Origin of the sequence: Azospirillum argentinense (genome assembly GCF_000632475.1) — a bacterium.
GTDB classification, from domain to species: Bacteria; Pseudomonadota; Alphaproteobacteria; order Azospirillales; family Azospirillaceae; genus Azospirillum; species Azospirillum baldaniorum.
The window spans coordinates 2,668,379-2,691,205 of sequence record NZ_CP007793.1 but is presented as its reverse complement, the minus strand read 5'-3'; the positions used below and the strand labels follow the sequence as shown (position 1 = coordinate 2,691,205).

Annotated in this window: 24 protein-coding genes; 10 read left to right on the top strand and 14 right to left on the bottom strand. The window is 71.0% G+C overall.

Annotated elements, in window-relative coordinates; translation table 11 throughout:
- Positions 1 to 4: 4 nt before the first annotated feature.
- From ABAZ39_RS35575 to ABAZ39_RS12630, 4 genes are all read right to left on the bottom strand, one after another.
- Positions 5 to 1,312, bottom strand: a complete 1,308-nt coding sequence (locus ABAZ39_RS35575) for a methyl-accepting chemotaxis protein (protein WP_247875103.1) — start codon at positions 1,310 to 1,312, stop codon at positions 5 to 7.
- Between the two features lie 255 nt (positions 1,313 to 1,567).
- Complete coding sequence (locus ABAZ39_RS12640; protein ID WP_051657994.1) at positions 1,568 to 2,335, bottom strand: OmpA family protein; 768 nt, start codon at positions 2,333 to 2,335, stop codon at positions 1,568 to 1,570.
- A complete protein-coding gene (locus ABAZ39_RS12635) occupies positions 2,335 to 2,796 on the bottom strand; it encodes a DUF4398 domain-containing protein (RefSeq protein ID WP_038529833.1) in 462 nt (153 codons plus the stop codon). Before ABAZ39_RS12635 ends, ABAZ39_RS12640 begins: the two co-directional genes overlap by 1 nt.
- 229 nt (positions 2,797 to 3,025) lie before the next feature.
- A complete protein-coding gene (locus ABAZ39_RS12630; protein WP_038529831.1) occupies positions 3,026 to 3,550 on the bottom strand; it encodes a hypothetical protein in 525 nt (174 codons plus the stop codon).
- Positions 3,551 to 3,769: 219 nt separating this feature from the next.
- On the opposite strand from ABAZ39_RS12630, the gene ABAZ39_RS12625 reads away from it, so the two are divergent.
- Both ABAZ39_RS12625 and ABAZ39_RS12620 read left to right on the top strand, forming a co-directional pair.
- Complete coding sequence (locus ABAZ39_RS12625; protein ID WP_038529829.1) at positions 3,770 to 4,435, top strand: NnrU family protein; 666 nt, start codon at positions 3,770 to 3,772, stop codon at positions 4,433 to 4,435.
- A gap of 77 nt (positions 4,436 to 4,512) precedes the next feature.
- Positions 4,513 to 4,782 (top strand): DUF2934 domain-containing protein, encoded by a 270-nt coding sequence (locus ABAZ39_RS12620; RefSeq protein ID WP_014238612.1) that lies wholly within the window; start codon positions 4,513 to 4,515, stop codon positions 4,780 to 4,782.
- A gap of 10 nt (positions 4,783 to 4,792) precedes the next feature.
- Here the strand turns inward: ABAZ39_RS12620 and ABAZ39_RS12615 are convergent, their stop codons facing one another.
- The gene (locus ABAZ39_RS12615; protein ID WP_038529827.1) at positions 4,793 to 5,530 is read right to left on the bottom strand and encodes a hypothetical protein; all 738 of its coding nucleotides are present in this window, start codon (positions 5,528 to 5,530) and stop codon (positions 4,793 to 4,795) included.
- A gap of 34 nt (positions 5,531 to 5,564) precedes the next feature.
- Positions 5,565 to 6,671: a Do family serine endopeptidase gene (locus ABAZ39_RS12610; RefSeq protein WP_038531442.1), complete on the bottom strand. Its 1,107-nt coding sequence runs from the start codon at positions 6,669 to 6,671 to the stop codon at positions 5,565 to 5,567.
- Positions 6,672 to 7,092: 421 nt separating this feature from the next.
- On the opposite strand from ABAZ39_RS12610, the gene ABAZ39_RS12605 reads away from it, so the two are divergent.
- Both ABAZ39_RS12605 and ABAZ39_RS12600 read left to right on the top strand, forming a co-directional pair.
- The gene (locus ABAZ39_RS12605) at positions 7,093 to 8,070 is read left to right on the top strand and encodes a hypothetical protein (protein WP_038529824.1); all 978 of its coding nucleotides are present in this window, start codon (positions 7,093 to 7,095) and stop codon (positions 8,068 to 8,070) included.
- A 43-nt stretch (positions 8,071 to 8,113) separates the two neighbouring features.
- Positions 8,114 to 9,352: a pentapeptide repeat-containing protein gene (locus ABAZ39_RS12600; RefSeq protein ID WP_247875065.1), complete on the top strand. Its 1,239-nt coding sequence runs from the start codon at positions 8,114 to 8,116 to the stop codon at positions 9,350 to 9,352.
- 86 nt (positions 9,353 to 9,438) lie between these two features.
- Here ABAZ39_RS12600 and ABAZ39_RS12595 read toward each other — a convergent pair whose 3' ends face one another.
- The 5 genes from ABAZ39_RS12595 to ABAZ39_RS12575 form a co-directional block, all read right to left on the bottom strand.
- Complete coding sequence (locus ABAZ39_RS12595; RefSeq protein WP_038529821.1) at positions 9,439 to 10,848, bottom strand: heme biosynthesis protein HemY; 1,410 nt, start codon at positions 10,846 to 10,848, stop codon at positions 9,439 to 9,441.
- Positions 10,845 to 12,701, bottom strand: a complete 1,857-nt coding sequence (locus ABAZ39_RS12590) for a carph-isopro domain-containing protein (RefSeq protein ID WP_038529817.1) — start codon at positions 12,699 to 12,701, stop codon at positions 10,845 to 10,847. Before ABAZ39_RS12590 ends, ABAZ39_RS12595 begins: the two co-directional genes overlap by 4 nt.
- Before the next feature lie 62 nt (positions 12,702 to 12,763).
- Positions 12,764 to 13,519 (bottom strand): uroporphyrinogen-III synthase, encoded by a 756-nt coding sequence (locus ABAZ39_RS12585; protein WP_038529815.1) that lies wholly within the window; start codon positions 13,517 to 13,519, stop codon positions 12,764 to 12,766.
- 12 nt (positions 13,520 to 13,531) lie between these two features.
- Positions 13,532 to 14,458, bottom strand: a complete 927-nt coding sequence (gene hemC, locus ABAZ39_RS12580; RefSeq protein ID WP_038529812.1) for a hydroxymethylbilane synthase — start codon at positions 14,456 to 14,458, stop codon at positions 13,532 to 13,534.
- A gap of 55 nt (positions 14,459 to 14,513) precedes the next feature.
- Positions 14,514 to 15,365: a class I SAM-dependent methyltransferase gene (locus ABAZ39_RS12575; protein WP_038529810.1), complete on the bottom strand. Its 852-nt coding sequence runs from the start codon at positions 15,363 to 15,365 to the stop codon at positions 14,514 to 14,516.
- A 76-nt stretch (positions 15,366 to 15,441) separates the two neighbouring features.
- Here ABAZ39_RS12575 and tsaD point away from each other — a divergent pair, with 76 nt between their 5' ends.
- From tsaD to ABAZ39_RS12550, 5 genes are all read left to right on the top strand, one after another.
- A complete protein-coding gene (tsaD, locus tag ABAZ39_RS12570) occupies positions 15,442 to 16,515 on the top strand; it encodes a tRNA (adenosine(37)-N6)-threonylcarbamoyltransferase complex transferase subunit TsaD (RefSeq protein ID WP_038531439.1) in 1,074 nt (357 codons plus the stop codon).
- A gap of 13 nt (positions 16,516 to 16,528) precedes the next feature.
- Complete coding sequence (locus ABAZ39_RS12565; protein WP_038529808.1) at positions 16,529 to 16,996, top strand: GNAT family N-acetyltransferase; 468 nt, start codon at positions 16,529 to 16,531, stop codon at positions 16,994 to 16,996.
- A gap of 82 nt (positions 16,997 to 17,078) precedes the next feature.
- Positions 17,079 to 18,089, top strand: a complete 1,011-nt coding sequence (locus ABAZ39_RS12560; RefSeq protein WP_038529806.1) for an NAD(P)H-dependent glycerol-3-phosphate dehydrogenase — start codon at positions 17,079 to 17,081, stop codon at positions 18,087 to 18,089.
- Between the two features lie 387 nt (positions 18,090 to 18,476).
- Positions 18,477 to 18,761: a YciI family protein gene (locus tag ABAZ39_RS12555; protein ID WP_035669394.1), complete on the top strand. Its 285-nt coding sequence runs from the start codon at positions 18,477 to 18,479 to the stop codon at positions 18,759 to 18,761.
- Between the two features lie 16 nt (positions 18,762 to 18,777).
- The gene (locus ABAZ39_RS12550) at positions 18,778 to 19,191 is read left to right on the top strand and encodes an EVE domain-containing protein (protein WP_035669391.1); all 414 of its coding nucleotides are present in this window, start codon (positions 18,778 to 18,780) and stop codon (positions 19,189 to 19,191) included.
- A 45-nt stretch (positions 19,192 to 19,236) separates the two neighbouring features.
- On the opposite strand, the gene ABAZ39_RS12545 is transcribed toward ABAZ39_RS12550, so the two are convergent.
- Positions 19,237 to 19,572 (bottom strand): hypothetical protein, encoded by a 336-nt coding sequence (locus tag ABAZ39_RS12545; protein WP_038529803.1) that lies wholly within the window; start codon positions 19,570 to 19,572, stop codon positions 19,237 to 19,239.
- A 311-nt stretch (positions 19,573 to 19,883) separates the two neighbouring features.
- Here ABAZ39_RS12545 and acs point away from each other — a divergent pair, with 311 nt between their 5' ends.
- Positions 19,884 to 21,824, top strand: a complete 1,941-nt coding sequence (gene acs, locus ABAZ39_RS12540; protein ID WP_014238596.1) for an acetate--CoA ligase — start codon at positions 19,884 to 19,886, stop codon at positions 21,822 to 21,824.
- 69 nt (positions 21,825 to 21,893) lie between these two features.
- Here acs and ABAZ39_RS12535 read toward each other — a convergent pair whose 3' ends face one another.
- Positions 21,894 to 22,250: a hypothetical protein gene (locus ABAZ39_RS12535; RefSeq protein WP_038529800.1), complete on the bottom strand. Its 357-nt coding sequence runs from the start codon at positions 22,248 to 22,250 to the stop codon at positions 21,894 to 21,896.
- A gap of 79 nt (positions 22,251 to 22,329) precedes the next feature.
- On the bottom strand, positions 22,330 to 22,812 hold the full coding sequence (locus ABAZ39_RS12530; RefSeq protein ID WP_051657991.1) for a thermonuclease family protein: 483 nt from the start codon (positions 22,810 to 22,812) through the stop codon (positions 22,330 to 22,332).
- Positions 22,813 to 22,827 lie beyond the last annotated feature (15 nt).

Genomic DNA, 22,827 nt, shown 5'->3' with positions numbered 1-22,827 from the left:
TCGGTCAGGCGGCGCGCTTCCGGACGCCGGACAGGCCGCGCAGATCCTCCTCCAGACCGTTCAGCCGGGCCAGCCCGCCACTGATCGCGTCCAGCTCCCGCCGCAGCCCCTCGGGAACGCGCAGGTCCCCGGCGAAACCGGCCAGCGTGTCGGTCAGGGAATCGCCCAGCCGGTCCAGCTCACCCATCAGCCGCCGCTCGTGCCCGGCGACGTCCTGCTGGCCGGCGCTGAGGCTTTGCAGGCGGTCGGCCAGATCGGACAGCAGCGCGTGCTCGGCGGCCACCTTGGCCTGGGCGTCCTGCCCGGCGATCTGCTGGGCGATCGCCTGCTGCATGCGGTCGATGCCCTTCTGGATCACCTGGATGGCCTCGTTCGACTGGCGTGCCAGATCGCGCACCTCGTTCGCCACCACGCGGAAGCCGTGGCCGTATTCCCCGGCCCGCGTCGCCTCGATGGCGGCGTTCAGCGCCAGCATGTTGGTGGCGGACATGATGCGGGTGATGGCGTTGACCGAATCCTCAAGCGCGCGGGACTCCGCGACGATCTGCTCGAACCGCGTCAGGTCGGAGGTCGCCTCCGCCCGGCGGCGGTCGAGATGCTCCTGGAGGCTGGCGAGAAGCGTGTGGTTCTCCGTCGCGCGACGCTGGGCGTCGTCGTGGCGGCCGGCGATCTGCACCCCGCTGTCGCGGATGAAGCCGACCAGGGAGGCCACCGCGTCCTGCGTGTCGGACAGGCGGGCGCGCAGGGCCTGCACCTCCCGCTCCGCCTGATCAAGCGCCCCGCCGACGCGGGCCTTGGCCAGCTCGACCGCCTGCGGCACCTCGGCGATGGCGCGCTCCGCCTCCGGTGGGATGCCCTGGGGGCGGCGCGCGAAGGCCAGCCGGGCGGCGCACAGGCTGCCGAACTCGTCCAGCGGGCCGTCCATGCCGTTGTCGCGCAGCAGGCGGCGCCACTCCTCCGAATCCCGGTGCAGGGTGACGAACAGGCGGTTGGCCTCGTCCGTCGTCAGCGTCTCGCCGTCGAAGGTCAGTTGTTCGTGCGGGATGAAGTTGAACAGCGACGTGACCATGGTCCGCCGCGTTTCCAGAACCCAATATTGCACGACCATCACCACCATGATGGTGACGATCATGCCGAGCGCCGCCGCCGGCCCCTCCGGCACGCCGAAGCGGTGCAGCGTGGCGTTCCACAGCGGGTTGAGGAGAACCACCACCACGATCACCGGCAGGCCGATGATGAGGAGAAGCAGAGCCTGCGCCTTCAAAAATCCCCTGCTGAGCATCGCTCCCTCGTCACCCTGTCCAGTGGTCATTCCGAATCCCCGCGCAATCAAAAGGACGCCGTGGTCCCTCATGTTCGCGCATCGTAAAACCACACACCTTAAAAGGTAAAGAAGCATTGATTTTGCCCTGCATTCGAGACAATTTTTCCGAATGACCGGGCTTCCTGCGCAATGGTGGAGCGGGAAAAACGGCCGGAAATCGGGCCGGAATCGAAGCGGGCGAGCCGTTTCCGGCCCGCCCTTTCTTGTTCAAGCGCAATGTGCGTCAAATGGCAGCATGGCCCGTCAGGAGCGCGTCTCCGCCACCGAGCCCGGCTCGGAAATCACGATGTCGACGCGGCGGTTCTGCTGGCGTCCCGACTCCGTGCTGTTGGAGGCGACCGGCTGGGCCGACCCCAGGCCCTGGGCGGCGATGCGGCTGGGGTTGACGCCGCGCGCGGTCAGCGCGTCGCGCACCGCCATGGCCCGCTCCTCCGACAGGCGCAGGTTGGTGGCCGACGAACCGGTGGTGTCGGTGTAGCCCTCGATCCGCACGGTCCGTTCCGGATTGCGCTGGAGGAAGTTGGCGAGTTCGCTCAGACGCGCGTCGGCGCCCGGCGTCAGACGGGCGCTGCCGGTGGCGAACAGCACGTCGCCCAGCGACATCACCAGACCGCGCTCCGTCCGCTCCGCCTGAAGGGCGCGGATCTGGTCCTGGAGGCGGTAGGTCTCGGCGTTGGCGACGACCTGCTGCGCGCCCTTCATCGCCGCCACGTCCTGGGCGATCTGGAGCTGCCGGTTGGCGAGATAGGCCTGATGGTCCATCTCCGCGGAGTTGCCGTCGCTGCGCGCCCGCTCGCCGCGCTGCAGCGCCTCTTCGGCGCGGCGCAGCTCCAGCGTGGCGTTGCTGGCCAGCTGCGGGTTGGCGGCGGCGCCGGCATAGGACTGGCGCGCCTGGGCCAGCGCCGGCGTGTCGTCCGGGGTGGCGCAGGCACCGAGCGACAGGGCGACGACGCCCAGCGACGCCAGGGCCAGACTTTTCCGCACCGTTTGGGATTTCTTTGTGGTGTGCATCACGGCGTGCCCTCCAGCGTGCGCGGGGAATCCCAGGTCGAGGTCCCGCTCATGCCCGACGGGGCCAGGGGAGCGGCCGCGGAAGCGGCGGGCGCCCGGCCCGGAAGCGGAGCGCCCGGCATACCGGCCTTGGGGTTGGCGAGCGTGCGCACGGCGCTGGCGGCCTGCTGCGCCGTCGCGCGCTGCGAACGCACGGTGGCGAGTTCGGCGTCGGCCTGCGCCTGCTCGGCGAGGCGGCGGGCCTTGGTCCGCTCGTCCTCGCGCATGGCGGCGTCGGCGGCGGCCAGCTTCTCGCGGGCGGACTGGAACTCCGCGGGGGCGTGTTCGAGGGCGCCGGCCCGTTCGGCCTGCTGAATGGCCTGCGCCGACGCGCCGAGCTGGGCGGTCGGCGGCGGCACGCTGCCGGCGCAGGCGGCCAGCCCGAGCGACGCCGACAGGATGGTCGCGGCCCTCCATCCCACCCTGGGCCATCCCAATGTCGAAATGCTGTTGCGGTTCATGCTGCGGCTTCCCGAATGACCGCGGCGCACGGCCGCGGGAGAGTGTTCGCCGCTCCAACGCGCCGTCGGGTGGAAGGTTCCTTCTCCGCACATCCGCGCCGGGAAACGCCCCGCCTGCGCGCAAAAAGACGGCCGGGGGAGTGCCCCGGCCGCAAGGTCTGCCTGAATGGGAGGGTGGATGGGGAGGTGGTTACTTCTGGATGCCGATGACCTGCTGCTGGGCCTTGTTGCCGATGCCGGCGGAGAGGTTGGAGACGGTGCCGAGGTTCTGGTTGAACAGGGCGCCCGGCGCACCGAACTGCATGGCCTTGACCTGCTGCTGGGCGGTGTTGCCGATGCCGACCGCGCTGTTGCTGACGGTGCCGGCGTTGCTGTTGAAGCCGCCCAGAGCGAAGGGCGTCTTCACACCGCCGCCCATCCCGCCGGCCTGCACGCCAACCACCTGCTGCTTGGCCTTGTTGCCGACGCCGGCGGCGAGGTTGGAGACGTTGCCCAGGTTGGAGGCGGTGCCGAAGGGACCGGCCAGCCCGCCGCCGGCCTGGACACCCATCACCTGCTGCTGCGCCTTGTTCTGGATGCCCGCGGCGGTGTTGGAGATGACCCCCAGGTTGCTGGCGTTGCCGAGCGGGATGCCGCCGGTCATCAGGTCGCCGGCGAAGGCCGGGGCGGAGCAGAGCAGGGCGACGGCGGCGGCGATCAGGGTGGTGCGGCGCATGGTGTGGTTTCCTTCCGGTGTCTGGGGAGTTGGTGTCTGGGGGATTTGTCTGCCGGTTCCGTCTGCGTCGGGGCCCGGCCTGTCCGATGACCAGACACTACGCCCCGCCGCCCATCCCCGCTGTGGCCTGCGCCACACTCGGACGCGGTTTGCCTTCGCGGCTCCAAGTTTGACGTTCATCAAGACTCCGCCCGGCAAAGCGGTGTTTCCTTGCGGCCCATGACCACCGATCTTCTTCTCGCCGCCCTGTTCCTGTTCGCCACCCACGCCGTGCCGTCCTGGCCGGGGGTGCGGCCGTGGCTGATCGCCCGGCTTGGGCGGGGCGGGTTCGTCGCCCTGCATTCGCTGGGTTCGCTGCTGGCGCTTGGGCTGTTCGTCTGCGCCTACCGCGAGGCCGGTGGCGGGGAGCCGCTGTTCGTTCCCGCCGGCTGGGCGGCGCCGCTGGTCGTCGCGCTGATGCCGCTGTCCTTCCTGCTGATCGCCGCCCGCGTCACCAGCAAGGTTGGCGAGCCCGACGCCCCAAACCCGCCGCGGGGCATCTACCGGATCACCCGCTTTCCCGGCTCCATGGGGCTGCTCCTGTGGGCGCTGCTGCACCTGCAAGCCACCGGGGACGGGCGGCGGGTTGTGCTGTTCGTCGCGATGGCGGCCATCGCCCTGTTCGCCATGGTCAAGAACGACTGGCTGCTGCGCCGCAGCGCGGCCGGGCGGGCCTACCGGGCGGAGACCTCGGCGCTGCCCTTCGCCGCCATCCTGGCCGGACGCCAGCGCTTCCGTCCCGGCGAGATCGGCTGGGGCCGTGTGCTGGGCGCGCTGGCCGCCTACGCCGCGATGATCGCGGTGCATCCCTGGCTGTTCGGGGTCAGTCCGCTCTATTGGCTGTAGCGGATAGGTCTGCGGCACGCCGGTGCGGTCCGCCTGTTGACGGTCATGACAACAGACCGCCGAGGAGGGACAGCGCCATGGAGCATCACACCGGCCCCGACGACCCCCGCGTCCGCGAGCGCGCCCACGCCATCTGGGAGCGGGAGGGCCGTCCCGAGGGGCGCCACATCGAGCATTGGCAGCAGGCCGCCCGCGAGATCGCCGAGGAGGACGCCGTCCCCGGTCCGGAGGCGGGGCTGCAAACCCCCGACAGCGCCAGCGAGCGCGCTCTGCACGAGGCCGCCGAGCATCTGCGCGGCGTGGACGCGCACAGCCACCACCGCCAGTCGTCGCCGGCGGAAGGCTGACGGCGGGCCGTCAGTCCTCGTCGTCCAGGGACAGTTGACGGACTTCCAGTCGGGGATCGGGCCGTTGGGAATCGGGCTGCGGCAGCGGGCGCGGCTCCGCCGCCCGGCCTGCGGCAGGAGGCGCGGCGGCGCGCGGCGGGCGCAGCGGCTTGTTCACCGTCCCGCGCGGCCCGATGCTTGGCTCGTCGCCGAAGTCGGGCAGGGGCGGGCAGCGGTCCATCACCGCGCGCATCAGCACGGCCACGCGGTCCGTCTGCTTGCGCAGGCCCTGCCCGCGCTCCCCGTCGTAGAGCGGGTCGTCGAGGAACTTGCGGATCTCCATCAGCGCGCGGAACTCCACCCCCACCGTCTCGTGGGTGCCGATCGGCAGCGCCTTGACCCGCGCGAAGGTGTTGAAGAAGCCCAGGCTCTCCTCCACGAACAGGATCACCATGCGGGCGTGCAGGCGTTCCAGCGCGGTGGTCATCGGGCCGATCAGCTCCTCCATCTCCGATGGGGCGGCGTCCAGCCGTTCCTGGGTCACCGCCGCCAGCGAGAAGAAGTCGCGCACCTTGCGGGAGAATTTGCGGTAGCGGCCCATCCCGCCGACCGACACGCGCTCCCGCGCCGCCGCCGCCAGATCCCCGCACTTCTTCAGCATGTCGTCGAGCCGCATCAGCATGCGGGCGACTTCGCGCTGGCGCTGGGCCGCGCTGACCATGGGGGCGGGCGGTGCCTGCCGGCGGGGAGGGGAGGGGCGGCCGATCATCAGACCATGGTTATCCCGATCCGGTTCGCCGGGTCTAGTTCGCCGTGCGGACGTTCAGCACCCGTTCGCTGCCGCCGCGCAGGACGGTCACCTGAAGCGGCGTGCCGGCCCGCACCAGACCCATGCGGTTGCGGAAGTCGGTGGCGCTGCGCACCGGGCGCCCGTTCACCGCGGTCACCACGTCGCCGCTGCGGAAGCCGGCGCGCTCGGCGGCCGATCCGCGCTCCACCTGGGCGATGACCGCCCCGGCGTCGCCGGCCAGATTCATGCTGTCGGCCAGATCGGGGGTCAGGTCCTGGATGGAGACCCCCAGCCGGCCGCGCCGCACCTCGCCATACTCGACCAGCTGCTCCATCACCGAGCGGACGATGCTGACCGGGACGGCGAAGCCGATGCCGACCGACCCGCCCGCTGGCCCGATGATGGCGGTGTTGATGCCGACCAGCTCGCCGTTGAAGTTCACCAGCGCGCCGCCGGAATTGCCGGGATTGATGGAAGCGTCGGTCTGGATGAAGTCCTCGTACCCCTCGATCTTCAGCCCGCTGCGGCCGAGCGCCGAGACGATGCCGGAGGTCACCGTCTGACCCAGCCCGAAGGGGTTGCCGATGGCGACCAGGAAATCGCCGACCTTGAGCTGGTCCGAATCGCCCCAGGGCAGGGCGGTCAGCTTCTCCGCCTCGATCTTCAGCAGCGCGATGTCGGTCGCCGCGTCCCGCCCGACCAGCTTGGCGCGCAGGCGGCGGCGGTCCTTCAGGGTGACGGCGATCTCCTGCGCGTTCTCCACCACATGGGCGTTGGTGATGACGTAGCCGCGCCGCGCGTCCACGATCACGCCCGACCCGGCGCTGACCTGCGGGCGGGCCTGCTGCTCGGGGACGTTGAAGAAACGGCGGAAGAAGGGGTCGCGGAGCAGCGGGTTCTCGGCCTGCGGCGCCCGCGACAGGACGGCGATATTGACGACGGCGGGGGTCACCTGTTCCAGCATCGGCGCGATGGTCGTCACCCCGGTGACCCCGGCGGGCAGGGCTGCCGCGGCGGGTGCTGGGGCCAGGCCCGCGCCCGGAACGCCGATCCCCAAAAGCCCGGCCACGCACGCCGCCCCTGCAAACCGAAGCGCCGCGAACCGAAGCGTCGTCGTCATCGGCATCTTGTCCCCGTTCCTGTTGTTCCGTACCGCGTTGGCGCGGCTGATGTGGGCGAACGGCGCCCTTGGGTCAAGCCTGTGCGCCCTTTGCCCCACCGCCCTTTGCCTTACTGCCCGCCGCGCCGGGGCAGAGAAGTATAGGGCAGCGGCGGCGACGGGAGAATCCTCAATGCCGCGTCACCGCCCTCTTTCCCAATTCCGACCCGGTGAACGGCTTCCATGATTGGTTGCATGACGAGGGGTGCGTCATCGCGCACCGCCCATGACTTCATTAAGACTTTGTTCAGCGGGATCTGCGAGGCAGAGATGTGCAGGATTTGCCTGAAATCCAGGCCATGTCTGGTGTAACCTCAGTTTTCCTAAGACGTGCTTTCCTCCATGGCGGAATCTCAACAGCGGCCCGCCGACGGTGACGACGATGAGCGACGTTCCTCTGATGGAACTGACCGAGCATGACTACCTCCAGATGGAGGAGGCGCTGTCGCAGACCGCGCGCGGCCGCGCGTTCCTGCGCATGCGTGACCGACGATCCCGCGTGGTCGCGGTGGACGAGTTCCATCGGCTGACCGGCGCGCTGGAGCAGCAGGTCAACCGGCTGCGCGGAGTGGACCCCGGCGCCTTGTCCCGTCCGGTGCCGGGCGGCGGGATGGACAGCGGCCTGGGCGACGGCCTGCAGCTTCAGCAGGAGCTGATGTCGATCACCCAGGTGGTGCGCGAGACGCGCAGCGACATCGCCGCGCTGCGCCCCGCCGACACCGGGTCGAACCGCATCGAGGCGGCGACCGGCGAGCTGGACGAGATCGTCGCGGCGACGGAGCGGGCGACCACCGACATCCTGAACGCCACCGAGAAGATCCAGGAGATCACCCAGGGCATCCCGCGCACCGATCCCGACATCGCGGAGATGGTCGACGCCATCGACGCCTGGAGCATCGAGATCATGACCGCCTGCGCCTTCCAGGACATCACCGGTCAGCGCACCACCAAGGTGGTCAACACGCTGCGCTACATCGAACAGCGCGTGAACACGATGATCGAGATCTGGGGCGTCGACCGCATCGCCTCCGCCACGGAAACCGCGTCCATGGGCGAGGGGGCGTCCCACCGCAAGCTGGGCGACACCCGGCCCGACGCGCATCTGCTGAACGGCCCGCAACTCGGCGGGCCGGAGGTCAGCCAGGACGACATCGACGCCCTGTTCGACACGCTGGCCACCCAGATCCCCCAGGTGCTGGAGCGGGCCGAGCCGGCCGAGGCGCCGGCACCGCCCCCACCGCCTCCGTCTCCGCCTCCCGCCGCTGCGAAGCCGGCTCCGCGACCCGCCGCCCCGGCGCCCGAACCGTCGGGCGGCGGCAGCGAGATTTCGCAGGCCGACATCGACGCGCTGTTCGCCTGAGGCGCCGATGGCGAACGACGGCTCCCACAAATCCCGGATACGCTTGAGCCAGGAGCAGCTGGACCGGGTGTGCGAGCGCCATGTCCGCTTCACCGAGGGGCGGCCCAACGGCGCCCGCGCCAACCTTCCCTTCTTCGACCTGACCGGGCTCGACCTGTCGGGCCGCAACCTGACCGGCGCGCATCTGTCCGGCGCCATCCTGCGCGACGCCCGGATGCAGGGAACCATCCTGGACCACGCCGACCTCTACGGCGCGGACCTGCGCGGCGCCGACCTGTCGGAAGCCCGGCTCTACCGCACCGACATGCGCGGCGCCAACGTGCGCGGCGCCATCCTGGACGGCGCGGTGATGGTGGAGGTCGACCTGCGCGACGGCAGCGTCGCCAACCGCAGCGCGTCCGGCGAGCTGAAGGTGGTCGGGTTCGAGCCGGGACCGGCGGATATGGCCTCGGCCAAGCTGACCAACGCCGACATGGCGCGGGCCAAGCTGTCGGGCAGCTTCGCGCGGGCGGCCGACTTCACCAACTCCCGCCTGTCGGGGGCGCGGCTCCAGCGCACCGATCTGCGCGACTGCAACTTCTCCGGAGCCGACCTCCAGGGGGCCGACCTGAACGGCGCCGACCTGCGCGGCGCCATCCTGGACGGCGCCAAGGTGTCGGAGCTGGACCTCGTCACCTCCATCCGCACCGACGAGGAGGCCGTGGCCGCCGCCCAGGCGCCGCAACCGCTTCTGGAGCCGGACGAGGACCCGGCGGCGGAGCCCGCCCGCCCGGCGATCGCGGCGGCGGACATCGAGGTTCTGCTGCACCAGCACCTGCTGTGGCTCGGCACCAGCGGCCAGAAGGGGCGCCAGCTCGACCTGACCGGCCTCAACCTCGACGGAGCGGACCTGTCGGGCAAGGTGCTGACGCTCGCCAAGGGCTCCGGCGTGCGGCTGCGCCACGCCCGGCTGAACGGCGCGCAGCTCCAGGCGGCCCAGTTCGACGGCGCCGATCTGCGCTCCGCCGACCTGCGCGGCGCCGACCTGCGCGGCGCGAAGCTGGACCGCGCGATCCTGATCGACGGCTGCCTGGACGGGGCCAATCTGGGGATGCTGCTGATCAGCGCCGGGGCGAAGGTGATGCGCGCCTCGCTGGTGCGCGCCCGCATGGCCGGCGCCTCGCTCAGCGCCACGAACATGAAGGGTTGCGACCTGACGCTGGCCGACCTGACCGGCTGCGACCGCAGCGGCGCGATCTTCGACGAGGCCATCCTGGACGGCGCCCGGCTGGGCAGCGCGTAAGGGTTCAGGGCCGATTCACCGCAAAGAAAAAGCCCCTCCCCGGCGGACCGGGAAGGGGCTTTTTTCTTGCTGCGACCGACGCGCGGCTAGGTCGCTCCCTGAGGAGCGATCTGGCCTCCCGGTGCGACGCCCGGCTGGCCGGTGACCGGCTCCGTCACCTGATGGGTGATGGCCGCCGGCGCCGACTCCGGGCTCATCAGCGACATGCTGACGGTCGGAGTCTTCCATTCCAGGCTGTCGAAGGCGCCGCAATGGCCGCACAGGCCGCCCCAGCTCGGGCTGACCGCGTTGCAGGCGCTGCAGGTCCAGGCCGCGTCCGCCGGGGCGTTGGCCGCCTGGGCCAGCCAGGCGCGCGCCGCCTCCTCGTCCTGCCGCTCCGCCCGCTCCAGCTCGGCCAGGAGTTGGAAGACGCGGCGGGAGGGCCGCATCTCCAGGGCCTTGGTCAGATGGGCGCGGGCCTCGCCCCAGAGCTGGGCGTCGAGGGCGGCGCGGGCCACGGCGAGCAGCGACTCGACGTCGTTGGGCGCGTGGTTGCGCAGCTTCTCGAACAGCTTGACGCGGGTCATCGGGTCGTAGCTCGACACCACCTCGCGGTATGCCGAGGTCAGGTCCGGGTGCGGGTTGACGCGCCAGCAGCGCTCGATGGTCTTGGCGGCGTTTTTGTGCTTGCCGATGGCCATCTGCAGCCGGGCCGCGCGGGCCGCCGCCGGGACGAAGCCGGACAGCAGGTCGTGCGCCGCCTGGGCGTGCGACAGGGCCGAATCGGACCGGCCGCGGCGCTCCGCCTCGAAGCTGCGCTCCAGAAGCAGGGTGGCGCGGTGGCGGCGGCCGTCGTCGGGGTTGATGGCGCCGGCCTGCACGGCCTGCTGCAGCGTGCCTTCCGCCGCCGCCCATTCGCCCGAACGGGCTTCCAGGTCGTACAGCGTGCCGAGCAGCCAGGGCGTGTTGGGCTGAAGCGACTGGGCGCGGCGGGCGAGCTGCAGCGCCTCCACCCGGTCGCCGGCCTTCAGCGACTGCGTCAGCAGGCCGCGCAGGCCGAGGAAGGCGGTCTCCGGCCGGTCGAGCATGGCGGTGAAGTATTCCTTCGCCGCGCGGTCGTCGCCCTGGAGCTGGGCGGCCTGGGCCGACAGCAGCATGGTCAGCGGCGGCTCGTTGAGCAGCCCGTCGGCCTTGCGCGCCATCTTGCGGGCGGTCGTGGCGTCGCCGGCGGCGACGGCGACCATGCCGCGGGTCAGCGCCTGATAGCCGCGCTCGCGCCGGCGCGACCGGCGGTAGCGGCCGTAGTTGCGCGGCGCGCCGAGGATGGCGCGGGCCAGCCGGTACAGGACGATGCCCGCCGCCAGAGCCGCCACGCCGATCAGGATGGCGATGCCGATGCCGGTCTCGACGACGTAGCCCTGCCAGTTGATGGCGAGGGTTCCGGGGTGGTTGGCCAGCCAGACCGCGATCGCGACGACGATGGCGACCTTGATGATGAACCAGATGGCGCGTGTCATTGGGCCGCTCCCTTGACACCGGCGGACTGCGACAGCAGGCCGATGGCGCGGTTGGTGAGCTGCTGGCCGGCCTCGTTGGCGGCCAGACGGGCCTTGGCGTCGGCGATCCACGGGGCGGCGACCTGCGCCGCCGGGCCCTTCAGGGCCGCCAGCTCGTTGACCGCGCCGCCGAGATTGCCGGCCTGAAGCGCGGCTTCGGCGCGGGCGACCACCGCCGAGGCGCCGTCGCCGACCGCGTCGCCGCCCGAGCGGCGGACGGTGACCAGCGTGGCGATCTTGCCGGTGACCTGCTCCACCCAGTCGTTGCCCTCGCCCTGGTTGTCGGCGCGCACGATGTCGGACGCCATGGCGGAGAAGCGGTCGGTGAGCTGCGGCTGCGTCGGCACGCCCTTGGCGGCGTAGCCGGCCACGGCCTCCAGCGGCTGCGTCACCTGGGCGTCGCCCGACGCCACGGCGCGGACGGCCTGGAGTTCCTGCTGGAACGGCTGCCCGGCGGCCAGGGCGGAGCGGAGCTGCCCGGCGGCGAGCACCAGCGTCTGGGCGGCGGTGGCGGCGTCGCGGCGGGTCTCCACCACTTGGTTGACGGCGGCCAGCTCCTGCTTCAGCGCGTCAACCTCCTGGCGGATCTGCCCGGCGGCCTGGGCCTCGTTGCCCACGGCCTCGACGCGCTGCTGGACTTGGCCGAGCTGCTCGGTCAGCTGGGCGACGCGCGGGTCGGGCTCGGCCGGGGCGGCGGGGGCAGCGGCCTGCGGACGCTCCTCAAGCTGCTGGATGCGGGCGGTGAGCTGGCCGACGGCGTTGTCCAGCGTCTGCTGGTCGATGCCGGAAGCGGCGGCGTTGCCTTCGGTCGGGGCGGCGGCGGGGCGCTGCTCCAGCTTGGCGAGACGCTCGGACAGCTGCTGGATCTGGTTGCGCAGGGCCGGGTCGGGCTGCGGCGCCGGGGCCGCGGCGGACGGGGCAGCGGGGCCGCCGGCGTTGGGCCAGCCGGGAACGCGCGGGCCCCACCAGGGCTGCGACAGGGCGGCGGCGCCGACCAGCAGGGCGATCAGCGAGACGGCGGTGGCGAAGCCGGCGCCGGACTTGCGCTCCTCGCGCGGCGCCTCGTAACGCGGCGGCTCGTAGGAGGAGGTGGTGTAGGCGGGGGCGGGGGGCTCCACCGGCGGCGGCGTCTCGCTCTTGATCGTATCGGTCTTGAAGGGGTCGGCCTTGGCCTCTTCGATCCGGGTCTCCTCGACCTTGATCTCTTCGGAGCGGATCTCCTCGCCCTTGATCGTCTCGGCCTTCACGCCGTCGCCGGGCAGCGTGTCGGCGCCCGGCAAAGTGGAGGGCGGCAGAGTGTCCGCGGCGGGCGGCAGGGTGGAAGGCGGCAGGTCCGTGGCCGGCACCGGGCCACCGCCCGGCAGCGTGTCGGCGCCCGGCAGGGTGTCCTCGGCCTTGACGGGCTCGGCACTTTCGGAGAGGGGAGCGGTCGACGCGATGACAGGGGCGTCCGGCGGCAGCGGGATCACCGACCCGGCGGCGTCGGGAGCGCTGCGGTCCTCGCTCGGCGTGGCGGCTTCCAGGTCGGCTTCGCTCAGCTTGATCCGATGCTTGGCGGCGGAGGCGCGGAGGTCGGCGTGGCGGGCCAGCGGAATGGCGCCGCGCTTCTTCCAGCCCTGCACCGTGGTGACCGGGATGTCCAGCTTGTGGGCCATGGGGCGGATGCCGCCGAAGCGTTCGATGATGCGTTCGACGGCGGGGCCGCCGGACACTTGGTTCTGGTCGGCCATCTGGTTCTGGGGCGTCTGGTTCTGGTCGGACGGCGTGTGGCCGTTCGGGTCAGCCTCGTGTTCGGAGCCTGGGCGAGAGGTCATTGGGTGCCTTCTGGTCGCAGTTGTTCTCAACGAACGCCACACAAACCCCCAAGCGGATGCGCTCAAGCCCGGCCCGTGCCGCCGGACGGTTCCGGCAGCAGGCCGAGCAGAGAGTCCTGCTCCGGCCGTGGCGCCACCCGTACGTTCTGCCACGGTGTCACTCCCAGCTCACCGTACGCGCGGGCAGCCTCCGCGACCGCGGGGCTGAGGCAGAGCGCGTCCACTGTACGACAGCGGTCGATGAGCCCGGCCTCGGCGACAAGCCTAACAAACGAACGGGCGGTACGGGGAGAGAAAAACAACACGGCGTCCAGTGTTCCCGTACGCAACAGCGCCGCCGTGCCATCCGACAGCCGTGCGCTCGGAACGGCGTCGTACAGCGTTTCCCGCAGGATGGAAAATCCGGACTCGCCCAGCATGGCCGACAGGTCGCCGGCGAGCTTGGTTCCTGCGACATGAAGTAGCGGACCCGCCGCTGCGGTGCAGCGTCGGCGCACCAGATCGGCCAGCGCGTACACGTCGCCGGACGCGCTTTCCACCCGCGTGAAACCGGCCGCGCGGGCGGCGGTCGCGGTGGCGTCGCCGACCGCATAGACCGGACGGTCAAGCCGGCTCGTACGTCTGGTGTAGCCCCGTACGCCGTTTGCGCTGGTGAAGAGGAGGGCCTGTACGTTCCCGATGTCCGGCTCCGGCCCGTCCAGCCAGCGGATCTCCAGCATCGGCTCCGCCGACACGATGAAGCCCAGCGCGCGCAGACGGGCCGCCAGAGGCTCGGAATCCTCCGCTGGACGGGTGACCAGGATGTGAGGGGCCGCCATCGCCGGCCGCCGTCAGCTCTTGAAGAAGTCGGGCGGCAGGACCGCCTTGATCTCCGCCCCGGCGTCGGCGCCGATCGCCGCGGCGTCGGCGGCGCTGCCGTTGCGCTCCGCCCGGAAGACCTGCCGCCCGTCGTTGGACAGCACCTTGGCCTTCAAATGCAGGCGGTCGCCGTCCAGCGTGGCCAGCCCGGCGATGGGGGTGCGGCAGGAGCCGTCGAGCATGGCGAGCAGCGCGCGCTCCGCCGTCACGCGGGCCGTGGTGGCGGCGCAGTTCAGCGGGGCCAGCAGGGCGCGGGTGGCCTCGTCGGCGCTGCGGATCTCGATGCCGATGGCGCCCTGGGCGACGGCGGGAAGCATTTCCTCATGCTCCAGCACGGCGGTGATGCGGTCGGTCAGGCCGAGACGGCGCAGCCCGGCGAGCGCCAGCAGGGTGGCGTCGACCTCCCCGGCCTCCAGCTTGGCGAGGCGGCTCTGCACGTTGCCGCGGAAGGGCACGACCGTCAGGTCGGGCCGCCGCTCAAGGATCTGGGCCTGACGGCGCAGGCCGGCGGTGCCGACGACGGAGCCGGCGGGCAGCGTGTCCACCGTGTGACCGCCGCGCGAGAAGAAGGCGTCGCGCGTGTCCTCGCGCGGCAGGAGCGTGGAAATCTCCAGCCCGTCCGGCATCCAGGTCGGCACGTCCTTCATCGAATGGACGGCGAGGTCGGCGCGGCCGTCGAGCAGCGCGTCCTCCAGTTCCTTGGTGAACAGGCCCTTGCCGCCGGCCTCGGCCAGCGTGCGGTCCAGGATGCGGTCGCCGGTCGTCTTGAAGACGACGATCTCGATGGCGCCGGGGGCGGCCAGATGCGGGTGCGCCGCGATCAGCCGGTCGCGGGTCTCGTGGGCCTGCGCCAGCGCCAGCGGGCTGCCGCGCGTGCCGATGCGGAGCGGTTGGGTCATGAGGCCAGTGTTCTAGGCGATCCACCGCGGTTTGCAAGCCTTGGTGACGCGCGCGCTACTCTTTGGTGAAAGGGGAGGCGCGCCGCGCCGTGACCACCATGCGGCGGCTGTCCACCGTCCAGGGGGTGTCCTCGAAATCGCCGGCCAGCCGTTCGATGGTGAATCCGGCGCTCTCCAGCATCAGCTCCAGCTCGTAGCGGAAGATCATCCGCCAGGTGAAGCCGTACTCGGTCACCGCGATCTTGCCGTCCGGCAACAGCTCGTCGTACCAGCCGTAAATGCGCTGGCATTGCCCCTCGTCCAGGCGGGTGGCCAGACTGTTGCGGATGTAGCGGTTGCCGCTGTGCGGGTTGCGCCGCGGCTCCGACGGGCTGGGCTTGGTCTCGGCGTCCATCGGCAGGGTCAGCGGGTTCATCACGTCCAGCGCCAACACGCCGCCCGCCGCCAGATGGGCGGCGGCGGCGGCCAGCGCGCGGCGCTCCCCCGGCAGGTCGGGGATCAGCATCAGCACGTTGAAGGGGATGATGGCCAGCCGGAAGTCCCGCACCGGCAGGTCCAGCGCCGCGGCGTCCTGCCGCACCGGATGGACGCGGGCCTGCACCTCCGGCGCCTCGCGCGCCAGCTTGGCGCGAAGCTGGTCGAGCATGGCGTCGGAGACGTCCACCGCCCACACCGCGTGCCCGGCGCGGGCCAGCGGGATGGTCAGGCGTCCGGTGCCGCAGCCGATCTCCAGGATCGGGCCGCCGGTCTCCGCCGCGCGCTCCGTATAGAAGGGCACGTCGCCCAGCATGCCGAGCCGGGCGAGCGTCGCGGCGTTTTCCGCCCGCGCCTCGCCGATCTCCAGCGACGGGTAATCGCCGTCGTAATAGACGATGCTGGCGTCGTGGTCGGGGACGTCCTTGTTCATGGAAAGGGAAAGTCCTGAAGAATCCGGGTCAAGACCCTATACCAGAGCGGTGGAGACGGCTAGTTTGACGGCCATCATGATCGTTCTTGGAATCGAAACGAGCTGCGACGAGACGGCGGCGGCCATCGTGACCGACGCGCGGGAGATCCGCGCCGACGTGGTGCTCTCGCAGCTGGACGACCACACGCCCTATGGCGGGGTGGTGCCGGAAATCGCCGCGCGCGCCCATCTGGAGCATCTGGACGGGCTGATCCGCCGCGCCATGGCGGAATCCGGGCTGGGCTTCGCCGACATCGACGCCGTGGCGGCGACCGGTGGGCCGGGGCTGATCGGCGGGGTGATCGTCGGCGTGATGACCGCCAAGGCCATCGCCGCGGCGCGCGGGCTGCCCTTCGTCGCGGTGAACCATCTGGAAGGCCACGCGCTGACCGCCCGGCTGACCGACGATGTGCCCTTCCCCTACCTGCTGCTGCTGGTGTCCGGCGGGCATTGCCAGCTTCTGGTGGTCGAGGGGGTGGGCCAATACCGGCGGCTCGGCACCACCATCGACGACGCGGTGGGGGAGGCGTTCGACAAGACGGCCAAGCTGCTCGGCCTCGGCTATCCCGGCGGGCCGCTGCTGGAGAAGGCGGCGGCGCTGGCGACGAATCCGGGCCGCTTCGACCTGCCGCGCCCGATGGTCGGGCGCCCCGGCTGCGATTTCTCCTTCTCCGGCCTGAAGACCGCGGTGCGGCGCCATGTCGAGGAGCTGGGGACTCCCCTCTCGGCGGAGGATCAGGCCGACCTCGCCGCCGCCTTCCAGACCACGGTCGCCGAGGTGATGGCCGACCGCTGCGCCCGCGCCATGCGCCAGTTCAAGGAGATGCACCCGCAGGGCGGCGCCCTGGTGGTGGCCGGCGGCGTGGCGGCCAACAAGACGCTGCGCGCCCGCCTGCAAAAGCTGGCCGACCGCGAGGGCATGCCCTTCGTGGCGCCGCCGCTGCGGCTGTGCACCGACAACGCGGCAATGATCGCCTGGGCGGGGATCGAGCGCTTGCGGCTGGGCCAGACCGACCCGCTGGACTTCGCCCCGCGCCCGCGCTGGCCGCTCGACCCCAGCGCGAAGCCGGCCATCGGCAAGGCCGGGGTCGGCTCCGGCGTGAAGGCGTGAGGGTGAGTCCGGCATGGCTTTGACCTTCCGCACCGCCGGGCGCGACGACGTGCCGGCGATCGTCCGGCTGACCGCCGACGACGCCCTGTCGACGGCCGGCGACGTCTACGCCGAGCCGCTGGACCCGCTCTATTGGGACGCCTTCGACCGCATGGGGGCCCAGCCGGGCAATTCCATCGTGCTGGCGGAGCGGGACGGACGGATCGTCGGCTGCTTCCAGTTCACCGTCACCCACGGGCTGGCCCGCCGGGGTGCGGCGCGGGCGACGGTGGAGGCGGTGAAGGTGGACAGCGCGCTGCGCGGCCAGGGGATCGGCAGCGCCATGATGCGGCACGCCATCGCGCTGGCCCGCGCCGAGGGCTGCGTGATGGTGCAGCTGACCAGCCAGACCCGGCGCACCGACGCCCACCGCTTCTACGAGCGGCTGGGCTTCCGGGCGAGCCATGTCGGGATGAAGCTCATGCTGACACCGGAGGCTTGACCGTCCGGGTTGCGGACCGGGGACGCTCCGCCTAAACAGTCGGCCAATCCTTCAGGCCAAATTTTAAAAACAGGGGGCATCCATGGCGGCAACGGACTTCCGGCGCATCGGCGTGATCGGCGGCGGGGCCTGGGGCACGGCGCTGGCTCTGGCCGCCCTGCGCGCCGGGCGGGAGGCCCTGCTGTGGGCGCGCGAGCCGGCGGTGGTCGAGTCGGTCAACGCCGCGCGCGAGAACCGCGACTTCCTGCCGGGCGTGACCCTGCCCGCCGCGTTGCGCGCGACCGGCGATCTGGCCGAGGTTGCCGCCTGCGACGCCATCCTGCTCGTCACCCCGGCCCAGCATCTGCGCAGCGCCTGCGCCGGCCTCGCCGCCCATCTGCGGACGGGCACCCCGCTGGTCGTCTGCGCCAAGGGGATCGAGCTGGACAGCCACGCCCTGATGAGCGAGGCCGCCGCGGCGGCGCTGCCGGTGGGGACCCCGCTGGCCGTGCTGTCCGGCCCGACTTTCGCGGCGGAGGTGGCGCGTGGCCTGCCGACCGCGGTGACGCTGGCCTGCGCCGACGCCGCGCTGGGCGCCCGGCTGGTCGAGGCGCTGGGCAGCCGCACCTTCCGCCCCTACCTGTCCGACGATGTGGTCGGCTCGCAGATCGGCGGGGCGGTGAAGAACGTGCTGGCCATCGCCTGCGGCGTGGTGGAGGGCCGCAAGCTGGGCGACAACGCGCGGGCGGCGCTGATCACCCGCGGTCTGGCGGAGATCACCCGGCTGGCCCTGGCGCTCGGCGGACGGCCGGAGACGCTGATGGGGCTGTCCGGGCTGGGCGACCTGACGCTGACCTGTTCCAGCCTGCAATCGCGCAACATGTCGCTGGGCGCCGCCCTGGGTGCCGGCCGGACGCTGGCCGAGGTGTTGGCGGAGCGCCGCTCCGTCGCCGAGGGCGTCTACACCGCCGCCGCGGTGGTCGGGCTGGCCGGGAAGAAGGGCGTGGACATGCCGCTGTGCGCGGCCGTGGATGCCATCCTGAACCGCGGCGCCGGGCTGGACGCGACGATCGACGGGTTGCTGTCACGGCCGTTCCGCGAAGAGGGGCGCTGAGGGACCGGGGGTTTGGCCGCATTGGGAATGGTTGCAAGGTCGGATGGGTTGTGCGAGGCTTCGCGCCTTCACATTCGGAGTCCGTTCCCATGTTTGCCCCGCCGCACCCGTTCGCCCTGCTGGCGCTTCGCGCCGCCGCATTGCTGGATGCCGGGCGGATGATCGCCGCCCGACGGAGCGGGGACGGGCGAAAACAGCGCGGCGCCTGAGCGAAACCGCCGCAACACCGGCCCTGCGCGTCCCGGGCGCCCGCCGCCGCTGCGCGCGCCCTTTCTTTGGCTGCACCGCTGACTCCTCCCCGTCCGCGGAAGGCCGCGCGTCGCGGCACCTTCCGCGGCGGTCGCGGCTGCGCTAGGCTCCCGCCCGACCGAACGGAAGGGGTTCCCCATGCTGTACATGTTCCATTGCACCGACAAGGCCGGCGCCGCCCAGGTGCGGGCCGACAACCGCCCGGCCCATCTGGCCTATCTGGAAGCGCACGCCGACCGTCTGTTCGCCGCCGGTCCGCTGCTGTCCGACGACGGCCAGGGCATGGCCGGCAGCCTGCTGATCGTGGAGTGCGCCGACGAGGCCGCCGCGAAGGACTTCGCCGCCAACGACCCCTACGCCCAGGCCGGGCTGTTCGAGAGCGTGGAGATCCGGGCGTGGCGCCGGGTCTACCCGAAGTCCTGAGCGGGGGCGGACGGCGATGGCCCGCTGGCTTCTGAAGTCGGAGCCCTTCAAATATTCGTGGGAGCGCATGGTCGCCGACGGCACCACCCATTGGGACGGCGTGCGCAACCATCAGGCCTCGAACAACCTGAAGGCCATGAAGGTCGGCGACCGGGCCTTCTTCTATCACTCGAACGAGGGGCTGGAGGTGGTCGGCGTCGTCGAGATCGCGCGGGAATACTACCCGGACCCGAGCGACGAGGCGGGCCGCTTCGGCATGGTCGACGTGCGGGCGTTGCTGCCCGTAAAGACGCCGGTCACGCTGAAGACGATGAAGGCCGACCCGCTGCTTCAGGGCATGGCCCTGGTCAAGCAGTCGCGCCTGTCGGTCTGCCCGGTGTCGGACGCCGAATGGGCGCATGTCTGCGCGCTGGCCGGGATCGAGGCGTGACGGTGCTTCGGACGTGTTGAGAGCGCGGCCGTCTGCGGTGGCGGATCAGTCCGCCGGTTCGCAGATGGCCGCCTGGAAATCCTGCGTGGCCTGAAGCATCCGGCGGGCCAGCGCCTGCATCTCCGCCGCAGCTCCGGCGAAGCCCGCGTCTTCCCCGAACGGCGCCAGGGCGGCGGAGCCGGACGCATCCAGTTCGGCCAGAGACGCCGTGCGCAGGGCGGCGTCGATCACCATCAGGCTGGTGCGGCTGCCCATCTCCGACAGGCGCCCGGCCAGCTCCATGCCCTGTCCGGTTCCGCCGCCAGTCGTGCCGTTCCCTGTGGTGCCGTCCGCGCTGGTCGTGCTGGCCATGCCGGTGCCCTGCTGTTGGGTGAACACCATGCACGCTAACGATGCGACGGTTAAGACCGGGTTAAGCGGCCGCCCGCAGGCCGTCATCATGCTTTCGTATTATGCGCGACAAATAGTCGCGCTGTCGTGTCGTCGCGGATGCCGGTGAATTCAAAAGAATGGGCGGTGCGCTGCAACAAAGTGGAGTCGAAAGCCCCGATGGAGAGGACGGACAATCAGCCGTTCTGCTTGTGGTGACGGGAACTTGTGTGGATAATGTCCCGCAACAGGAGCGGCCGGAAACCGCTCCCCAACAGCCCTTCAGGGCGTAACCAGAAGCACTACGGGGGAATCGCGAGCCAATGTCCGACAATTCGTTTTTTCCTGTTAAGCAGGAAATCGCCAAGACCGCTTACGTGGACGAAGCCGCCTACGCCCGCCTGTACGAGCAATCGATCAACGATCCGGAAGCCTTCTGGGGCGAGCAGGGCAAGCGCATCGACTGGATCAAGCCCTACAGCAAGGTGAAGGACGTCAGCTACACCGGCGACGTCCACATCAAGTGGTTCTACGACGGCACGCTGAACGTGTCCGCCAACTGCGTCGACCGCCACCTCGCGACGCGCGGCGACCAGACCGCCATCATCTTCGAAGGCGACGATCCGGGCGTTTCCAAGCACATCACCTACAAGGAACTGCACGAGCAGGTCTGCCGCCTCGCCAACGTTCTGAAGAAGAACGGCGTCAAGAAGGGCGACCGCGTCACCATCTACCTGCCGATGATCCCCGAGGCCGCCTACGCCATGCTGGCCTGCGCGCGCGTCGGCGCCATCCACTCCATCGTGTTCGGCGGCTTCTCGCCGGACAGCCTGAAGGACCGCATCGTCGACTGCGACAGCCACTTCGTCATCACCTCCGACGAGGGTCTGCGCGGCGGCCGCAAGGTTCCGCTGAAGGCGAACGCCGACAAGGCCGTCGCCGCGGCGCCGGGCGTCAAGCACGTGCTGGTCGTCAAGCACACCGGCGGCAACGTCGCCTGGACCGAGGGCCGCGACCTCTGGTACCACGAGGAGATCGCGTCGGTCTCCGCCGACTGCCCGCCGGAGGAGATGAGCGCGGAGGACCCGCTGTTCATCCTCTACACCTCGGGTTCGACCGGCAAGCCGAAGGGCGTGCTGCACACCACCGGCGGCTATCTCGTCTACGCGTCGATGACCCACCAGTACGTCTTCGACTACAAGGACGGCGAGGTCTATTGGTGCACGGCGGACGTGGGCTGGGTCACCGGCCACAGCTACATCGTCTACGGCCCGCTGGCCAACGGCGCGACCACGCTGATGTTCGAAGGCGTGCCGACCTATCCGGACATCTCCCGCTTCTGGCAGGTGGTGGACAAGCACAAGGTCAACATCTTCTACACCGCCCCGACCGCCATCCGCTCGCTGATGCGCGAGGGTGAGGGTCCGGTGAAGAAGACCTCCCGCTCCTCGCTGCGCATCCTGGGTTCGGTGGGCGAGCCGATCAACCCGGAAGCCTGGCTGTGGTACTACAACGTGGTCGGCGATGGCCGTTGCCCGATCGTCGACACTTGGTGGCAGACCGAGACCGGCGGCATTCTGATCACCCCGCTGCCGGGCGCCATCGGCCAGAAGCCGGGTTCGGCGACCAAGCCCTTCTTCGGCGTCAAGCCGGTCGTCGTGGACAACGACGGCAAGGAGCTGGAGGGCGAGACGGAAGGCAACCTGTGCATCGCCGACAGCTGGCCGGGCCAGATGCGCACGGTGTTCGGCGACCACGAGCGCTTCGTCCAGACCTACTTCTCGACCTTCGCGGGCTACTATTTCACCGGTGACGGCTGCCGCCGCGACGCGGACGGCTATTACTGGATCACCGGCCGCGTGGACGACGTGATCAACGTGTCGGGCCACCGCATGGGCACGGCGGAAGTGGAAAGCGCGCTGGTCGCCCACCCGAAGGTGGCCGAGGCCGCCGTCGTCGGCTACCCGCACGACCTCAAGGGCCAGGGCATCTACGCCTACGTCACGCTCAACGCCGGGGAAAGCCCGACCGAGGAGCTGCGCAAGGAGCTGGTGGCCTGGGTGCGCAAGGAGATCGGCCCGATCGCCTCGCCGGACCTGATCCAGTGGTCGCCGGGCCTGCCGAAGACCCGTTCGGGCAAGATCATGCGTCGCATCCTGCGCAAGATCGCCGCGAACGAGCACGACAGCCTGGGCGACACCTCGACGCTGGCGGATCCGACCGTCGTGACCGACCTGATCGAGAACCGCATGAACAACGCCTGACCGCGGCGTTCATCGGAGTCTGTCTGCGGACCGGGGGCCTTCGTGGCCCCCGGTTTCGTTTTGGGGCCGTTATTTGGGAACGGTGTCCGCTCCGCCAGAGGCGCCGCTGCCGGATTGGGTCTTCACGGCTTCGGCGGTGCCGGGCTTCAGGCCGGACTCGCCGCTCGCCGCGTCGGGGACGGAGCCGATGCGGCCCTGCGCGCGGGTCTCCGCCGCGTTCTTCTGCTTCTCGGTGCGGCGCTCGCCCAGAGTCGGGTCCTGGGCGCCGGTCGATTCCATCCAGGCTTCGCCCTGGGACGGCGGGGCGGCGCCGAGTCCGCCCTCCATCGTCTTGGCGTCCTGCGCCACGGCGGCACCGGTCAGGGCGAGGCTGGCGGCCAGCAAGGCGATGGCGCCGGGGACGTAAGACGAGGCCTGGGTCGTCATGGTTCGCTCTCCTCCTTGGTGGGAGGGGCAACAGCGGAGCGAGACGGCGGGTTCCCGATTCGTCCTTTGGTAGAACGGGTTAGCCCATGCCCGTCCCGTCGCACCAGGGCTGGCGCCGTTCGCCGTGATAGGGGCGGGCGAGCCCCGCCTCGATCAGCGCGGCCGACAGGTCGGTGCCTCCGCCGGTCAGCACGCGGGCGCGCACCCGCCCGCCGTACTTGTCGGGCTGGACGTCGAGCAGCCGCACCGGGGCGGCCCCGATCAGACGGCGCGCGTGGTCGCGGGCGGTCTCCGCCAACTCCCGCTCATGGGGGCAGCGGGCGCGCATCTCCGGCGCGTCCAGCCCGTCCACCCGGACATGGGTTTCGACCACCTGCCCCAGCCAGATGGTGGCGCGCACCAGCAGCGTGTCGCCGTCCAGAACCTCCAGAACCTCCGCCGGGATCGGGCCGGGCAGGGCGGGCGGAGCGGCTTGGACGGTGCCGGCCAGCAGTGCAGAGAGAAACGCCAGCCATATCCCGGAGCGCGGCGGGCATGGGGTGATGGACTTGGGCGAACCCATGGCGCGGCCTCTCCG

Coding starts and splice junctions, on each gene's coding strand:
- ABAZ39_RS35575 (WP_247875103.1), bottom strand. CDS start 1,312: ATGACCACTGGACAGGGTGACGAGGGAGCGATGCTCAGCAGGGGATTT.
- ABAZ39_RS12640 (WP_051657994.1), bottom strand. CDS start 2,335: ATGCACACCACAAAGAAATCCCAAACGGTGCGGAAAAGTCTGGCCCTG.
- ABAZ39_RS12630 (WP_038529831.1), bottom strand. CDS start 3,550: ATGCGCCGCACCACCCTGATCGCCGCCGCCGTCGCCCTGCTCTGCTCC.
- ABAZ39_RS12625 (WP_038529829.1), top strand. CDS start 3,770: ATGACCACCGATCTTCTTCTCGCCGCCCTGTTCCTGTTCGCCACCCAC.
- ABAZ39_RS12620 (WP_014238612.1), top strand. CDS start 4,513: ATGGAGCATCACACCGGCCCCGACGACCCCCGCGTCCGCGAGCGCGCC.
- ABAZ39_RS12615 (WP_038529827.1), bottom strand. CDS start 5,530: ATGATCGGCCGCCCCTCCCCTCCCCGCCGGCAGGCACCGCCCGCCCCC.
- ABAZ39_RS12610 (WP_038531442.1), bottom strand. CDS start 6,671: ATGACGACGACGCTTCGGTTCGCGGCGCTTCGGTTTGCAGGGGCGGCG.
- ABAZ39_RS12605 (WP_038529824.1), top strand. CDS start 7,093: ATGAGCGACGTTCCTCTGATGGAACTGACCGAGCATGACTACCTCCAG.
- ABAZ39_RS12595 (WP_038529821.1), bottom strand. CDS start 10,848: ATGACACGCGCCATCTGGTTCATCATCAAGGTCGCCATCGTCGTCGCG.
- ABAZ39_RS12590 (WP_038529817.1), bottom strand. CDS start 12,701: ATGACCTCTCGCCCAGGCTCCGAACACGAGGCTGACCCGAACGGCCAC.
- ABAZ39_RS12585 (WP_038529815.1), bottom strand. CDS start 13,519: ATGGCGGCCCCTCACATCCTGGTCACCCGTCCAGCGGAGGATTCCGAG.
- hemC (WP_038529812.1), bottom strand. CDS start 14,458: ATGACCCAACCGCTCCGCATCGGCACGCGCGGCAGCCCGCTGGCGCTG.
- ABAZ39_RS12575 (WP_038529810.1), bottom strand. CDS start 15,365: ATGAACAAGGACGTCCCCGACCACGACGCCAGCATCGTCTATTACGAC.
- tsaD (WP_038531439.1), top strand. CDS start 15,442: ATGATCGTTCTTGGAATCGAAACGAGCTGCGACGAGACGGCGGCGGCC.
- ABAZ39_RS12565 (WP_038529808.1), top strand. CDS start 16,529: ATGGCTTTGACCTTCCGCACCGCCGGGCGCGACGACGTGCCGGCGATC.
- ABAZ39_RS12560 (WP_038529806.1), top strand. CDS start 17,079: ATGGCGGCAACGGACTTCCGGCGCATCGGCGTGATCGGCGGCGGGGCC.
- ABAZ39_RS12555 (WP_035669394.1), top strand. CDS start 18,477: ATGCTGTACATGTTCCATTGCACCGACAAGGCCGGCGCCGCCCAGGTG.
- ABAZ39_RS12550 (WP_035669391.1), top strand. CDS start 18,778: ATGGCCCGCTGGCTTCTGAAGTCGGAGCCCTTCAAATATTCGTGGGAG.
- ABAZ39_RS12545 (WP_038529803.1), bottom strand. CDS start 19,572: ATGGTGTTCACCCAACAGCAGGGCACCGGCATGGCCAGCACGACCAGC.
- acs (WP_014238596.1), top strand. CDS start 19,884: ATGTCCGACAATTCGTTTTTTCCTGTTAAGCAGGAAATCGCCAAGACC.
- ABAZ39_RS12535 (WP_038529800.1), bottom strand. CDS start 22,250: ATGACGACCCAGGCCTCGTCTTACGTCCCCGGCGCCATCGCCTTGCTG.
- ABAZ39_RS12530 (WP_051657991.1), bottom strand. CDS start 22,812: ATGGGTTCGCCCAAGTCCATCACCCCATGCCCGCCGCGCTCCGGGATA.